This is a genomic window from Fusobacterium sp. DD2 (assembly GCF_018205345.1).
Taxonomy (GTDB): domain Bacteria; phylum Fusobacteriota; class Fusobacteriia; order Fusobacteriales; family Fusobacteriaceae; genus Fusobacterium_A.
Map to the genome: position 1 here is coordinate 20,299 of NZ_JADRHM010000004.1, position 15,736 is coordinate 36,034.

At 38.5% G+C, this 15,736-nt stretch carries 15 protein-coding genes and 2 pseudogenes; all 17 read right to left on the reverse strand.

Going from position 1 to position 15,736, the window contains the following annotated elements; genetic code table 11:
- Positions 1-11: 11 nt before the first annotated feature.
- Positions 12-179: a cysteine-rich KTR domain-containing protein gene (locus IX290_RS01135; RefSeq protein WP_000336323.1), complete on the reverse strand. Its 168-nt coding sequence runs from the start codon at positions 177-179 to the stop codon at positions 12-14.
- Positions 180-297: 118 nt separating this feature from the next.
- Positions 298-2,217, reverse strand: coding sequence for a tetracycline resistance ribosomal protection protein Tet(M) (gene tet(M), locus IX290_RS01140; protein WP_211491376.1), 1,920 nt, complete (start codon positions 2,215-2,217; stop codon positions 298-300).
- Positions 2,218-2,232: 15 nt separating this feature from the next.
- On the reverse strand, positions 2,233-2,349 hold the full coding sequence (locus IX290_RS01145) for a tetracycline resistance determinant leader peptide (RefSeq protein WP_001814923.1): 117 nt from the start codon (positions 2,347-2,349) through the stop codon (positions 2,233-2,235).
- 244 nt (positions 2,350-2,593) lie between these two features.
- Positions 2,594-3,526, reverse strand: coding sequence for a conjugal transfer protein (locus IX290_RS01150; protein WP_001224318.1), 933 nt, complete (start codon positions 3,524-3,526; stop codon positions 2,594-2,596).
- The gene (locus tag IX290_RS01155; RefSeq protein WP_000769868.1) at positions 3,523-4,524 is read right to left on the reverse strand and encodes a bifunctional lysozyme/C40 family peptidase; all 1,002 of its coding nucleotides are present in this window, start codon (positions 4,522-4,524) and stop codon (positions 3,523-3,525) included. The genes IX290_RS01150 and IX290_RS01155 overlap by 4 nt, the downstream gene beginning before the upstream one ends.
- Positions 4,521-6,326, reverse strand: a pseudogene (locus tag IX290_RS01160) (YtxH domain-containing protein); the annotation flags it as partial. The gene IX290_RS01155 and the pseudogene IX290_RS01160, both read right to left, overlap by 4 nt.
- A 182-nt stretch (positions 6,327-6,508) precedes the next feature.
- Positions 6,509-7,620 (reverse strand): IS3 family transposase gene (locus tag IX290_RS01165; protein WP_249168796.1). Its coding sequence is split into 2 segments (ribosomal slippage): positions 6,509-7,356 and positions 7,356-7,620, totalling 1,113 coding nucleotides; the frame shifts between segments, so codons are not numbered across the junction.
- Positions 7,621-7,691: 71 nt separating this feature from the next.
- A pseudogene (locus IX290_RS01170) lies at positions 7,692-8,072 on the reverse strand (hypothetical protein); the annotation flags it as partial.
- A gap of 2 nt (positions 8,073-8,074) precedes the next feature.
- Positions 8,075-10,522: an ATP-binding protein gene (locus IX290_RS01175; protein ID WP_211491378.1), complete on the reverse strand. Its 2,448-nt coding sequence runs from the start codon at positions 10,520-10,522 to the stop codon at positions 8,075-8,077.
- Positions 10,506-10,898 carry a conjugal transfer protein gene (locus tag IX290_RS01180; RefSeq protein ID WP_000723888.1) on the reverse strand — a complete coding sequence of 131 codons (393 nt, stop codon included), beginning with the start codon at positions 10,896-10,898 and terminating at the stop codon, positions 10,506-10,508. Before IX290_RS01180 ends, IX290_RS01175 begins: the two co-directional genes overlap by 17 nt.
- 88 nt (positions 10,899-10,986) lie before the next feature.
- On the reverse strand, positions 10,987-11,484 hold the full coding sequence (locus IX290_RS01185) for an antirestriction protein ArdA (RefSeq protein ID WP_000342539.1): 498 nt from the start codon (positions 11,482-11,484) through the stop codon (positions 10,987-10,989).
- Between the two features lie 116 nt (positions 11,485-11,600).
- On the reverse strand, positions 11,601-11,822 hold the full coding sequence (locus IX290_RS01190) for a hypothetical protein (RefSeq protein ID WP_001009056.1): 222 nt from the start codon (positions 11,820-11,822) through the stop codon (positions 11,601-11,603).
- Positions 11,823-11,864: 42 nt separating this feature from the next.
- Positions 11,865-13,070 (reverse strand): MobT family relaxase, encoded by a 1,206-nt coding sequence (mobT, locus tag IX290_RS01195; RefSeq protein WP_000398284.1) that lies wholly within the window; start codon positions 13,068-13,070, stop codon positions 11,865-11,867.
- A 22-nt stretch (positions 13,071-13,092) separates the two neighbouring features.
- Positions 13,093-13,245, reverse strand: a complete 153-nt coding sequence (locus tag IX290_RS01200) for a hypothetical protein (protein WP_000879507.1) — start codon at positions 13,243-13,245, stop codon at positions 13,093-13,095.
- A gap of 2 nt (positions 13,246-13,247) precedes the next feature.
- Positions 13,248-14,633, reverse strand: coding sequence for an FtsK/SpoIIIE domain-containing protein (locus tag IX290_RS01205; protein ID WP_000813488.1), 1,386 nt, complete (start codon positions 14,631-14,633; stop codon positions 13,248-13,250).
- 28 nt (positions 14,634-14,661) lie between these two features.
- Positions 14,662-15,048: a YdcP family protein gene (locus tag IX290_RS01210; RefSeq protein WP_000985015.1), complete on the reverse strand. Its 387-nt coding sequence runs from the start codon at positions 15,046-15,048 to the stop codon at positions 14,662-14,664.
- Positions 15,049-15,063: 15 nt separating this feature from the next.
- Complete coding sequence (locus IX290_RS01215) at positions 15,064-15,378, reverse strand: YdcP family protein (protein ID WP_000420682.1); 315 nt, start codon at positions 15,376-15,378, stop codon at positions 15,064-15,066.
- Between the last annotated feature and the right edge of the window lie 358 nt (positions 15,379-15,736).

Here is a 15,736-nt window from a genome sequence, read left to right on the forward strand (position 1 = left end):
TTAATCTCATTTTATCGGCTCTGCGTCTTTGCGTCTGGCTCTGTAATCACAGTTACTTTGAACTGCTTTATTTCAATTAAATTTTCTTGTCTGCATTTCGGACAATAGAGGGGGAATTTTTTTAATTCAGTATCTTCCCTTATCTTTAATCGTGTTTTATTTCCACATACAGGACACAATATCCACTTGTAGTTTATAATAACTATCTCCTCCTTTACACTTTAATTCAAATCTTTATTAAAAAATATTTCATCTTATTTAACAAGAAACCATATTTATATAACAACATAAAATACACTAAGTTATTTTATTGAACATATATCGTACTTTATCTATCCGACTATTTGGACGACGGGGCTGGCAAACAGGTTCACCGGTAGTAACATGGTACCCTTTTAACTCTGTTAAACAAACACTACGTCCATTTGTAAAGAAAGTTAAATCACTACGATATTCTTGAATACACCGAGCAGGGATTTCTCCACTAAGAATGACCTCATTATTTTTCAATTGAGTGTCTACGATGTTCGCACAATATTTAGGAGCATCGTTGTATGCTCGTGAAAGATATTCCTGTGGCGCATAAATTTTAAAACTAAGATATGGCTCTAACAATTCTGTTCCAGCTTTTTTTAAGACTTGTTTCAATACAATAGGAGCAAGCATCCGAAAATCTGCTGGGGTACTAACAGGGCTATAGTATAAGCCATACTTAAAACAGATTTTACAGTCCGTCACATTCCAACCATACAATCCTTGTTCACAGCCATAGCGTATCCCCTCCATAACTGCATTTTGAAACGATTGATTTAAGTATCCAAGAGAAACCGAGCTCTCATACTGCACTCCGCTCCCTAATGGAAGCGGTGATACAGATAAACCAATGGAAGCCCAGAAAGGATTTGGCGGCACTTCGATGTGAATGGTATATTCTGCATTTTTTAACGGTCTCTCCATATAAATGACTGTAGGCTCTTTTAGTTCTATCTCCACATGATACTTTTCTTGCAACAGTGCACTAATCACTTCCATTTGTACTTTCCCTAAGAAAGAAAGTATAATTTCATGTGTCGTAGAATCCACGTAATATCGTAGAAGCGGATCACTATCTGAGATTTCCAAAAGGGCATCAAGCAACATTTCCCTTTGTTGAGGTTTGCTCGGTTCAACAGTCGTTTGCAGCAGAGGGAGGGGATTTTCAATTCTCTCTCTCTGTGGCAATAGCTTTGTATCTCCAAGAACACTATTTAACTTCAAAAACTCATTCTGCAAAATAACAATTTCCCCGGAATAAGCCTTATCGATTTTACATAATTCACCATTTATTGAAGTATACATTTCTGTAATTTTTATTTTTTCCTTTTCCGATATTCTAACCGAATCTCGCAAATGCAGTACGCCACTATAAAGACGTATATATGCAAGACGTTGTCTTTTTTTTGTATATTCAATTTTGAAAACATTTCCGCAAAGTTCAGACTGACCTCGATGTGTTGATGAATAAAATTTATTCGTAATCACTTCTATAAGGTTATCAATCCCTATATTGTTTTTTGCACTTCCGTGATAAACAGGGAACAGGGAACAATTCTGAAATCTTATGCTTTCCTCTTGTTCGAGTTCCAATGCTTCTAATGATTTACCGGACATATATTTCTCTAAAAGGTCATCGTTTCCCTCTATTACCGTATCCCATTGTTCAGATTCGGTAAAGTTCGTCACACACATATTAGGATACAGTTCTACCTTCTGTTTGATTACAATTTCGGCAGAAAGTTTCTCTTTAATATCCTGATAAACCGTTGATAAATCAATTCCATTTTGGTCAATCTTATTGATAAAAAAGATTGTGGGAATCCCCATTTTCCTAAGTGCATGAAATAATATACGAGTTTGTGCTTGTACGCCATCTTTTGCAGAAATCAGTAGAATTGCCCCATCTAAAACTGATAATGAACGATATACTTCTGCTAAGAAATCCATATGTCCTGGCGTGTCTATGATGTTCACCTTCGTATTTTCCCACTGAAAAGAGGTTATTCCTGTCTGAATTGTAATTCCTCTCTGACGTTCTAAAAGCGTATTATCCGTCCTCGTTGTACCTTTGTCCACGCTTCCTAATTCTGTAATCGCTCCACTGTTATATAATAAGCTTTCTGTTAAGGTAGTTTTTCCCGCATCAACATGAGCTAAAACTCCAATATTAATAATTTTCATGTGATTTTCCTCCATTCAAAAGCCCAAAAGGGCATAAAAATCCCAGTGATAAATACTCTTATCACTGGGATTTTTATGCATAACCATAGGCATACAAAGCATACAGATATTCTCCGGATACTTTAGAATCACATGATAAAGGTATTCTTAAACTGGGTACAAAAAACTAAGCCCTCCTAAAAAAGGACATCCAATTATTTATTCCCACTATCAAATTGACAGTTTATTTAAGAATACCTTGTCGCATATTTATTAACTCCTTTTAAATAGATACTTAAATAATAGCACGTAAGAGCATATTTGTAAAGGAATCTCCAATTTTTTATCAAAGAGAGTACGTGATTACAAAATAGCTGTAATAATGTACCAATATTTGTTATTCTATAATCTTCCAATTACTCCCGTTCTTTTCAAGTACCAAATCAAATTGAGATACCTGCGTTGCTTTGGTCTGCTGGTCGATATACTCCACTGTCAGCGATACCGTGACTTGATTATCCTTACGATTGTGAATAGGATTTACCAGTTCTTGAAAGATGTACTCTTTTCCGATTGGTTTTAATATCCCGTCATTCACATAGTAGGAAAGTTCACTGGCTGTCGCTGTAGGATAGAGCTTGAAGAACGTCGTTAAAAACTCATTGATTTCATTGGTTGTAATGGAATCAACCGTCCCCTCACTTTCAATGGCTTTTGGTTTATAACTTGATTTCTTAGGTATGTTGGTAATGGTCGGATTCTTAACCAGTACCATATTTCCAGAACCATCTACATAGACACTCACTATATAAGCAGAGTGGACGGTCTTTGTATTTTCTCCCTCTGTAATGAGCTGGTCTACACTGTAGGTTACATTAAACTCATTGTCGCCAGTTGGCTCTACCGTCCATATCTGAAATCCTCTTACAGAAGACGATACAGGAATATCTTTGCGTACTGTATCAACATTGAGAGCTTGAAGTTCATCTGTCAGATAGCCTTTTAGACTTTCCATTCGATTATCAATGGACTTATCGGATTGCTCCCATGAATAGTAGACTTTCGCAAAGTTCTCTACAAAATTTTCTACATGATGAGTATCAACGTATTCCTTTTCTATGATAGTTGTTTCGTGAATAGTATGAGTATCTATAGCTGTAAAGTGCTTGAATATCGCAAAGCTGAAACTAAGCCCTAAAAGTACCCACAAGGCAATCACAACCTTTTTATGAGGATTGACCTTATAGACACGAGGTTTCTTTTCCTTTGGTATCTGTTTTTCTTTATTCTGATTTTTTCTAAATTTCATCATTAAATCTTCCTTTCTCATTGTTTGATTCGTCCTGCTCCCACTAAATGCTGTTGCCAGTAGGGGCTTGTTAAGTCGGCATAACCGATTGGGTCGCCTGCATGAAACATACGGTTATTGCCAAGGTATATCCCAACATGAGTAATATAAGAGCCAGCGTTATAGGTAGAATGAAAGAAAACCAAATCGCCAGCTTGTGCTTCCGATAGTGGGATATGCTGGGTCACATCATATTGCTGTTGTGCGGTTCGTGGTAAGTTAATTCCAGCTTTTCCATACGTCCATTGTGTCAGTCCGCTACAATCAAAAGAAGTAGTCGGGGAAGCTCCACCGTAAACGTATCGCCAGCCCTCATATTTCAGTGCTTCGTCCATGATGGCTTGTACCGTATCATCATCAAACTCTGTTGTGACAAGATACTGCGTTACCAGTTGCACATAAAACATATTGCCATAGTTGTATCGCCAGCCCCCATTGATAGGTATGGCTATGGGATTGGGGTAAGACACTTTTTCGCCACCTGAATACTCTTTTGAGAAACTTTGAGCCAGTTCAAAGGTATATTTATTTCCACGATTAGCCACATACCCTAAGAAACCACCACCATAATTGTAGGACTGGATAACCGATTCTAAATCTACACTGAGCCTTTCGCTACTGGCTAATAATTCACTGAAATACTTCACACCTTGCTTAATGGATTCTTCTGTACTCAATGAATTAGGTGGAAGACCGAGGGATTCCGAGGACTGCATAACATCTTCCGCAGTACCGCCCGATTCCACCTGTATAATCGCAAGAAGTATGTTGACATATTCTTCAACGCCATATTCTTTGGCATATTTTTCTACCATAGGCTTATGAGCCAGCACTTCTGCGGAAACATTCACACCTCCATAATGAATATTGGAAATTCCGCTGTCCTGTTCATCTGAAAATAAAATGGCAACAAACAGAAGCAGTGAGAAGACCATCAAGAATAATCCAGAACCACCAATCACTAAAGTTTTCAACTTCATGGTTTCTTACCGACTTTCTTAATGGTGGCGGTTTTGATTGGTGGTCTACTTCTTGTATTTTGTAGTGGTACTCTTTGAACAGTAGACGGACGTTCTTTTGTGATTGGACGTTGTGAAGTTCTATCTGCTGTAGTGGTTGAAGTTGCTGGCTTTTGAACGGTTTTTTCTTGAACGGTATTGCCTTGGCGTTCCACTTTTGGACTTGAAAAATCGGACTTAACTGCTGGACGCTCTTGTTTGGCTTGTTGAGATTCCTTATATGAAGTCTGAATATTAGACTGTTTTGAGGTCTGTTCATCATGATATTGTTCTTGTCTTGTAGTCGGTCTTTCATGAACAGAAGAAGCAGGCTGTTTTTTCTGTTTGACCTGTTCCATTTCAGAGCGACGCTTCGCAATGGTTTTTCGCCTTTGTTCCTGCTGTTCCTTGCGTCCACTGGCTCTGTCCGCTTTGGTTTGAGAAATACTACTGGTTAAATCACGGACATTCTCTTTTACTTTGGATTTTCCTTGATATACTGCATATCTTGCATTGGTCGGCAAATCTTTAACCTGTTCTTTCAAACCACTAGCAGTGTCTACCATTCTGTCTTTGGTATCAGCTACTGTACCGATGGTTTGACCGATACGTTTTCCAAGTGTTGATTTTTCCTTTCCGTCTGGTCGGGAGTGATCTGCTTGTGTCCTTGCAGAACTCCCCGAACCCGACTGTCCTTTTTTACCTGTAACAATGGCAGACCCAGCCCCTAGAGTAGTCATGGAACGTCCAAGTTTCCGCTGTAGACGGTGCATGTGAGCGTGCATAAGCATACGAGGTTTTCTCATCACACGACTTCCCACACTTTGAGAATCGTTACTCTGTAGAGAAAACATACTCATTAAATCGCCCAGCTTGAAGTAGATTCCTGCAAAGGTCACAATCTGTAGAAAAGCAATCAAAAAGAACGGATAACCAGCCGATAAGGTATAGAGCATGGTTGAAATACTAAATGCTGTCGTAATAATCAATGTGATTCCAGCTCGTGTCAAAATGGTATTAAAGAGCTTTGTTATGGCTCGTTTTGACATACCATCAAATGATGGAATCATGCTTAAAATAAAGCTCACAGGCAGAAACATAGCATAGATGATAAAAAGTACCTGCGAGAAAATCATGATTCCTGTTAATAGGAATACAAATATGGAAATCCCAATATTGAAGACAAATAGGAAGAAGACTGTACCTAAACGGTTAATGGTCTTTGTAATGGTTAGATTGGTATTGCTTCTGTCTTCAATTTCTTCCGCAACAATTTTTTCTCTGTCTTCGCCATTGTTGGAATCTGGGCTGGTGGAGAGCAGGCTTTCCACACGGTCAATACCGATACTTTCAATGTCTGAACTGTTGTATTGAAGCAGTAGCCACGGTTGCTGAACCTGTATGGAAAACAGGCTATCTCTGATTAAGTCCACGCTGTCCTTGCCTTGACTATCGGAATGGGGCATGACAATCTTCGTGCCAAGTGATAAACTGGCATTACTGATGTCTGATGAAAAGTCATTGATTTTTTTAATGTAGTCGGGAGCGTAGGCAATAAAGGAAGCCGATAGGATAAACACCAGCACAAAATTCATAATGGCATGAATTGCCTTTGTGGTTTCTCTCTTTATCAGTCCCGTATAGGCAACATAAACCCCAAGAACCAAAATCAAGAGTAAGAGGAATCCAACATAGAAACCCTCTGTTGAAAATCCGTTTGCACTCACACCAGCTAAGGTCTGCATATTCTTACCAATGGAATCTGCTGTAGCGGAAATGAAGTCTGGAATGGCAACCCTTTTTTAGACAATTTATAACCGAACACTATTAAGCTTGAAAGTTTCTTGAGATTATAAAATATATTCTCAGACAATCAACGGTAAAGGCTTCGCCCAAATTTCCTTGAAATTTGCCCTTGACAATCTGTTCATATATTTTATTTAATTTATGAAACTTCCAGAGCTTTTTATACTTCTTTTCTATATTCTACTGGTGTTTTATAGCCTAGAGATCCGTGAATTCTTAGGTTATTATACCAGTATACGTATTCTGCTAATTTCAGTTTGAGTTCTTGGAGATTATTAAACTTCTCCTGATATATGAATTCTGTCTTCATTACTTTATTGACTGCTTCGCTTACTGCGTTGTCATATGGACTTCCTTTTTCACTTAGTGATCTTTTTATACCAAATATGTTTAGTATTTCTTCTATTTTTATGTTTTTAAATTCTCTTCCTCTGTCTGTGTGAAATATTTTTATACGATTTAGAGGTTGCCTTATTGAGTAAAAAGCTTCTGCTACTAGATTTGCATCTTTGTTTTGACCTGCTGAGTATCCTATTATTTCACGGTTATTTAAGTCTATTATTAAACATATATAATTCCATGTTCTTCCTACTCTGACGTATGTCAGATCGCTTACTATTGCTTCTAAGTATTCTCTATTGTCAAATTCTCTGTTCAAAAGGTTAGGGATGTCTTCTTCGTTATATTTTAATCTTACTACTTTATATTGTGCTACTGTATAGTTTGAGACTAGCCCATTTTCCTTCATTATTCGGCCTATTTTTCTTCTTGATATTTTATAACCTATTTTCCTTAGTTCTTTTCTTATTTTGCGTGTTCCATAGTTATTTCTACTTTTTCTAAATATTTCTTTTATTTCTTCTATTAGTTTTTCATCTTCATCTGATCTGTTGTCTTTTTCTTTGTTTAAATGGTAGTAGACTAAACTTCTTGTGACCCCAAGTAGTCTAGACATTGCACTAATGCTATATTTATCTCTATTCGAGATAATGAGGTCTATTTTTTGCCTAACAGTAGTGCAGCTTGCTTTAAAATATCATTCTCCATTTCCAACTGTTTTAACTGTTTACGAAGTCTAATTAGTTCTTTTTCTTCTTCTGTTCTATTATCATCTATGTTAAATGATCCTGTATTATTATACTTGATTACCCAGTCTCTAAGGGTAGATGTTGATAATCCATATTCTGATGCTAATGCTCTGTATGAATAGTTTCCTTGGTTATAAATTTTTACTAATTGTTTTTTTAAGTCTTCGTCATAATGTTTCGCCATTTTAATACCTCCTGATGTTATTATTTTTAATATATCATGTTCGGTATTCTTTTGTCCTATTTAGTATAGCCTATCCAGTCTAAGGAATAGGCTTCCTGTACTAAGTAACCTGTCGCATTGGAAACATACAAACTGATTGTCCAAATAAAATTGGTAATGGCATATAGTCCATACATGACCTGTTTTCCAATCCCGTCCGACCAGTTCCACGGAAGCCAGCCCCAGCTATTATCCACATAAAAATCCAGTTGATAGTTTTCAAGTGGGTATCGGCTGTATTCATTTGCCACATTGACCGTATCATCTACCAAGCCCGCAGCTTGAACCACCGTTCCCAGCATGGCTAAAAGAAAAATGGCAATCACAAGTGTGAAAGCCACTGTCATTGCCACTTTACCTAGACGTTTCAGCGTCCAGTTTGATTTTATTCTGTTTACTATTGATGGTTTCACATTTACACCTCTTTTCGCACAGGTGGTCTGGTATCAAAGGCATGGAGCAGTTCTTCAAATACAGGGTGGAACTGTATCACACCGACACGACCATATAAATCACTGATAAGGCATTGCCCGTTTTCCAAATCACGCAATCGCTTCTGATTGTTTTCGTCCTCTGGGTCTACACCAAAAAAGGCTAAGGTCTTTTTAATCTCGTTAAGGTCAGTGGAACGAAATGCAAATTTTAAGCCGAGGTTATTTTTCAGTTTTTCATCTAAGAGGTCGTCTGTATTTTGGGTCACGAAATATACCCCAGCGTTCATAGCACGACCAGCCCGAACCAGCTTCATAGATAGTGTTTTTCCTTGTGCTACCTGTAAAAAGCTCCATGCTTCGTCTAAATCTACAATCTTGAAAATGCTTCGGTCTGTATGGATAAAGTCTAAAGCAAAGGTACTAATGACAATCAGCATAGCAACGGATAAAAGCTCCATAGTGGTATATTCCTCAAAGGAAGTTTCCTTGTCGGGAAGTACCAAGTCCGCAACCTGTATAATGTTCAGTTGTTTTTCTAAGCTGATAGACTGCTCCACATAACCATTACTGAATAATAAATGTGCAAAGTCATAGTCTGTAAAACTTTCGATATGGTCGGCTATACTGGTACTTAGTGGCGTATTCTCAACCCGTAATTCCTCAATCACTTTCATCAACCCTCGTACTTCACTATTGGTTACTGCACGAATGGCTTTTCTAAGGATTGGGAAGCGTTCCCCATCACGAGAGGAAATCCCCGTAAGGAATGTCAGAATATCAATAGCCAGTGATTCAGAATCTTTGGGATTTTTCATAATCACATAAGGGTCAAGTAAGCCTTTGTTTTTCTCATCAGAAGTCAGAGTGACGATATTGATTTCATGGGAAATCTCTGGCAAGGTTTCTTTCCATCTGCCACGTTCTGCTTTTGGGTCTACAATCACTGCTTGTGCCCCATAAAGCACCGCATAATAGACGATAAGGTTATTCGCAAAGGATTTACCACCACCCAGCGAATCAACAAAAGCCGACGCTAACGCATTGGTTACTGAACCCTTAACCCCTTGACTGGCAAGAGCAGGTTTCAGATAGACATTGCGTCCAGTATCTAAGCTGTAGCCAACATAAATCCCCTCATTTTCCCCCAGCATTTGAGTAGCACCAAAACCTAAACCAGCGAGGAAATCAGAGGTCACGTATTGAATATAATCATTCATATAACGCTTGCTGGCAGGTAAAAATTCTTCATGTAAGCCGAGCATATCCCCAAATGGTCGTACCAGTTTTACGCTTAAATCGTCATAAAAATCTTTCACTTCATTACAACGACGTTTGAGTTCGTCAAGATCATTTGCTGATACCCTTACCACATAAGACAGCTTGTACATAGATTCCTTGCTTTGGTCTAAATTGGTTTCCAGCTCATTCACACTTTCCAGAGCTTCCGCCACATTGGAGCTGGTTTCATTATCACTTTGCCAAGCGTGGTTATCCAAGTCTTTCAGTTCTTTCTTTTTATTGCGGACAGTAGATAGGGCTTTACGATTCGCTACAATTTCCACATTCATTGACGTATCAATCGGGAATGTAAATTGCTGTTGCTGGTAGTAGAAGATTTCAGAGGACGGGAAGTCCAGTTCTCCGACAATGCTGTTAATGGTAAAGTAAGCTACATAGACGGTTTCATCTTCCTGCTGGATTTTCAAATATCGCTGTTTTTCTTCCACCAAACAGCGAGTAGGCTTAATCAAGTCATAGTATTTAATCAGCGTTTCATTATCCAGCTTTTTCTTTGATAGATGGTACTCATACTCTTCATAGGCAGTGCCTGTCTGTCCGTAAAGGTGTTCAATCAGATAGCCGAAGTCGTCCTTATCTAACCTGCGGATTTTGAAACGACGAGAGATTTTATTTTCTAAGAGCTTTTCCATCTTCTGAAAACGCAGGATTTCATCATTACTCATACTAACAAAATCGCCCATCAGCTTATGGTTCACATCATAGACAAAATCAGACAAAGCATTTTTTGCTTCAACGGTAAGACTTTTCATAGAAAACTCCTGATCGTTGAGAAGCAACTTAAAGCCGATAAAGAAACGGTAGTTCACTTGATTTTCGCCAATCATGGATATTAAAGCGTCTGTCTGTTGGTCGATTTTGTCATAGGCAACCGCTTTGAGCTTGCCAGTGACTTCATTTTTGGAACGCTCTTGTGCAGAACGTATGCTGGATTCTGTACTGATTTGTAAAGCATGAATTTTGCCATCACGATTTTGTGCGATAAGCTGTCTGAAAGAATCATGCACTTGTATTTTCTGTTCTGGACTTAGAAATGAGTAATTGTAAGGAACAAGCTCATAGTAAGCATAACATTCCCCGTCTTTATTCCAGACGAGATTGTTTTCAATGTATTTAATTGGATATGCCATAAAATTCACTCCTAACTGCTGTAATGGCTTCTTGTGGCTGGTTTCTGCCAAGCGTTACTTTTTTTCCTGCATAGGTCAGCTTTGGTCGCAGTGCATAAGCAATGACAGACTTCAAAAATCCATAAGGCTTTTTACCATCAAAAGTTTTTGTAGACATAAACCATGTGAAAGCCACAGGAATCCCAAAGTATTTGAGAAATGCTCCCTCTATCATGGAAAGAGGGGGCAAGTTGCCAAGTATCATCACTGCAAAGAGTGACACGACAAACCATGTCATTTGCGTAAAGGTTATGGGAAACGGAAGTCTAAAATCATTGATAGAATACAGTACCTTTTCCACAGACCAGATACTGGTATAGCTTCGTATTTTCTTCATGTAATCAATCCTTTCATAAAAAATAGGGGTAGCTGATTGAGCCACCCCGTAAAATAGAAAATCTGCCAGTAGTAATGTACCGACAGATTTAATAGACGATTTCAAAAATCCCATGATTGGTTGAGATAAACGTTCCTGAAAGGTCTAAATCCCGACCATAGGCTTGATAATCAATATAGTTTTGAAGACTAGCTGGTACTTCGCCTAAAGCACCCGTTTCTTCAATGTAGTAGCGTGCCACGTCATACATATCATCACAATCGGAATGAATGATAATATCCTCTTGATGTTCGCTTAGTTCTTCAATGCTTGAAAAATGAGTGAGCAGAGCAGATAGCTCCGATTGTAATTCTTCGGGTAATTCCGATACCATTTCCCATAGTCGATTGAGTTCGCCAATGGAAGTGTATTCGTCAACCGTAAAGGGTAACTCGTAGTCATGAATGGCGTATTCCTCATATTCATCATTCAAGCCGATTTTCTCTTTGACTTCCTCAAAGTCAATGGGAAAGGTAAACCACGCACCGACCAATTCGCCCTCATTGTATTTGCCTAAATTCGCAATATAGACTTGCATATCGTCCATATATTCACGTCCTTTCTTTGTAGAGATTCAAAAATCCCTACCGCACTTCGTTTGGTGTACCATTCCTTTGCGGAACATAAGAAAACCACTTATATTCCACAAAAGAACGGTTTTATTTAAGCACCAATAATGCGATTGAATAGCTCTAGTAAAATGTCTTTTACTCCAGCAGCGTTGAAGACTAAGCCAACCGCAATAATCGCAATAATTAAAAAGCCAATCAGTTTGCTAAACTCACGCTTGAAGCCAAGATACAAGCCAATCACAACGATTGCTAAAAGCACCAGTGATTGAGCGTTTGATAGAAACCAGTTATAAAGGTTTTGTCCAAAATTCATAAAAATGTTCTCCTCTCTATATTCAATGAATTTGTATTTGAGTTATTTTTTTGTTGTTATCACGTCCTGTTCTTTTACTGACTGTTGCTTCAAAATCTGCTTGTGTCGGTCTGTCAGTTTCGCATGGTCGAGAATGTCTTTTACAACCTGCGTCTGGTTGATTTCATCAAGTTTAATCGCAACCTTTAAGGTCGGGGCAACTTGATGAGATAGCCAGTTCAGCGTCCTTTGGAAGGAGTAAGGCTCTGGTTTTGTGGTTAGTTTTAATCGTTCACGATTGTTCCCAATAAACCAAGCCCATTCTTCATTCAGTTTCCAATCAGAACGAGGTTTGGAATCGTCTTTATCTACAAAACGGATATACCGATTGATAATTTTAAAGGCGGTATGCTCTGGATTGTCATAGACGAGTAAATCACGGACTGCATAATAGGCACGCTCATTTTTCAATCGAATCTCAAAACGGTTTTTTACTTCTGCGTCTTCAATGGGAATATCATTTTTCTTGTACTGCTCGTAGTCCTTTTCATAGATACAGAAATAAACTTCACTTTGTAATGAACCGATATAGAGGGTGTTTCCCATACATTCCTTTTCCTCTTTGCGTACCAGTTCGCCACTGCGATAGCTTTTAAAACTGCGGAAGACGGAGATACATTCTTCCTGTTGGCACTTTTCAGTGAGTACAGGGATATTTAAAATCCCTGTCTTATCGTTAATGGCAAGGTCAAGGCGTTTCATCACACCGCCAGCCACCAAAACGTCCATAAAGAACTCATACCAGCTTCTTTGTTGTGCCAGAAGATAGCTTTCAAATTGTCTGCACCCACGACCTTTCAATTCCACCAGAACTCCTTTGTCCAGTTCATGGGAGCAAAGGACGAATATGTCGCCTAAAGCATAATGCTCTGAATAAGAATAGAAACCATAGTCCTCATGAAGAAAATAGGACAGTTTCAGTTGTAAGATGTTTTCGACCACCTGCTGTACGTCTGTTGTCGGAAAGCGAATTCTTACATAATCAAACAGCATTTCAAGGGGAGCGTCGGGATTGAAGCGTTCCAGAGCTTCCCAAAGGGACTGCTGTAAATCCTCTGATGGCTTGACTTTTCCTGTTTCAATATCGCTTAGATACTGCCTTGTAATACCAGTCGCAACAGCTAAACGGTTTTGAGATAGTCCATAAGCCAAGCGTTTTTCTTTTAAATGCTGTAACCAAGTTTGTTCATTCAGTAAAAATCCCTCCAATCAAAAAGGCGTATGTCAACTTTTAAAGCCCATTTGACATACGCTGAAATTTTGTAAATCCCTTGTAACCAAAGGATTTTCTAATGTTTTTTTGACTGTTTCCTGTCGATTTGTACCCCCCTGTTAGATACGGGGGGTTAAGTGCTGGCGTGGCTATTGCCACACCAGCCAGCAAGATCAGTCCACACCTGCGACTTCCGCTTCGCACGTCGCCTGCGTGGACTGTCTGCTGTTGGATAACTTTTTAATTTCCTCCAAGAAATCATATCCTTTTGGTACAAGGGGAGTATAAAACTCTGATATGACACTTGTTCCTACATCAACATAGCCACGACCTTTGATTCGCTTTAAGAAGAAATCCTTTTGTACGTCACTGCCAAACATCATGCCATAGCCCATTTCAGACATACGACCTAAAGCCACTCTGAAATTAAACTGATCACGGATTCCGTCGCCTAAATATTTTGCGTCTGGACGTTGACAAGCCAGTATTAGAAAGAAGCCAGCTTGACGACCTAACATGACAATCTGTTTCAGCTTATTCATAACTGCGGTGTTTTCTTTTGTTCCCAGCATTTCCATGAAAGCGACGTATTCATCAAAGATTAAGAAGTGTGCCGGGAGACCTAAGTAAGCATAATTTTTGCCAGTCTTATAGTTCTTCATCTGCTTCATTTCCTCACTACGTTTCATCATTTCTTCATAGAATGTTTCAATGCAAGAAAGCAAGTCTTCTTTTCTATAGTAGACATTTGCCATCACAGAACCTAAGTCCGCAAGATCAGCATTTTTCGGGTCAAGAATATACAGTTTTGAATCTGTATGAAGCAAGGCTTCAATCAGTGTCAGTATAAAGTAAGTTTTACCGCCACCTGTACCACCAGCAATCAACATATGAGGGAGCTTATCATATTCCCACCATACGTTTTTCATTAAGCGAAGTTTACCATCTTTAGCTTCTACTTCATCAATAGAAATACGACTGGCTATGGTGTCATAGAGCAAAGTATATTCCACATAGGAATCCTTTAACTCTTTATCCGTCAGCTCACAGTACAAGCCACTCTCTAATTTCTTTTCCAAGTGTAAGAGTTGGTCTTGATATTTTCCCAGCGTGATTTCCACCCGTATCTGTATCAAGCCATTTTTAAGTCGATAATACATTTTAGGGAAGTAGGTTATCTTTTCCTTTGTACGACCAGCACTATCTTTAAAGAAACCCTCTGTTTTGACCTGTTCAGATTCATACCACTTGTTTTCAAGTATCATCTTTGCCAGTTTTTGACGGTGGTAAAGTTGTTTAACCGTATCATAGCGAACCCGTTTGAATACAAACGCTACCAGCAAGCAGATAAGAATTGCGACACTGAAACTGATAATTAAATAGGGAATGTCAATCTTATCTGCTTGTGATAGGTTAAAATCCTGCCAGTTGATCTGCTGGATTGTCTTCACATGAAACAGTCCGACAACCAGCAGGAAAACAGGCAGGAGTGACGCTATCGTAAAATGAAAGACTAAATCTTTACCAGATGGGCGAATCCTTTTACCACGCTGTTTCATGCGAAAAAGTCTCCTTTCTACCTAGCGACTATTTGTCTTGTGTCGGTTCTTTCTTTGCTTGTGGTTGAGCTTTGAATGAACTAGAATCCTTTGTCAGCACAATATCGTCTGCCTTGATATACCAGTCAACATCTGCTCCTTGATAGGTGGCAGTAGCAACGGTGTCCGCAATGGGATTGATAAGTTCCACCCGTGCGTTATAATCAAACTCTTTCAAAGGCACGCTGGCAGGAATACTTACTTGAATCATGCGTCCTTGTCCTTTGGATTTTAAGTCATAGGTACGTTCCTTGATTTCATCTGAAACCGACCCGTCTTCATTTTGGATTCTCACTTCACGACGTAGAGCAGAGAATTTCAATTCTCCAAAAGTCGTGTCTTTATCTAATACAATGCCATTTGCTAATCTCATCATTTTTCCTCTCTTTCTTTATTCTTTTATCATGTCGTCAGCATGTAAAAGGTAATTTGTAAAACCACGAGTGCCGATTTTGTAGCCCTCTGCGGTAATACGTGGATTGACTAACTTCACACGTTCCTCAAAGCCGAAATGTTTTTCGCCAGCTTCAGCAGGAAGCACCACCACAATATCATCTGCTCTTTGAACATCAGAATAGAGATTATAGCTTCTTGATAAGACAGTTAGCCGTCCGTTGATTCTTCGCTGAACGACTTTATCCTCGCCAGCAAATTCTAAATTGCCGAATGTTTTTTCCATGTTGGGAATCACAAATTTAAGTTCCATATTTTTACCTATCCTTTCTTTTTTATTGGCTGAATGAATGTTTGATGGTCTTAAAGAGTGGGGAACGACCTTTTGATTCTTGATTTTTTGTTTTCATAAGTTCACTTCCTTTCAAAATCGGGTAAAAAAATAGACACCTCATTTTTTGAAGTGTCTACCTATTAAATATTCAAATTTTATTGGAAGTATCTTTATATCTTCACTTTTCAAGGATAAATCGTCGTATCAAAGCTCATTCATAAGTAGTAAATTAGTAGTAAATTGAGTGGTTTTGACCTTGATAAAGTGTGATAAGTCCAGTTTTTATGCGGATAACTAGATTTTTATGCTATTTTTCACTTAAAAAAAAGCTATAAAA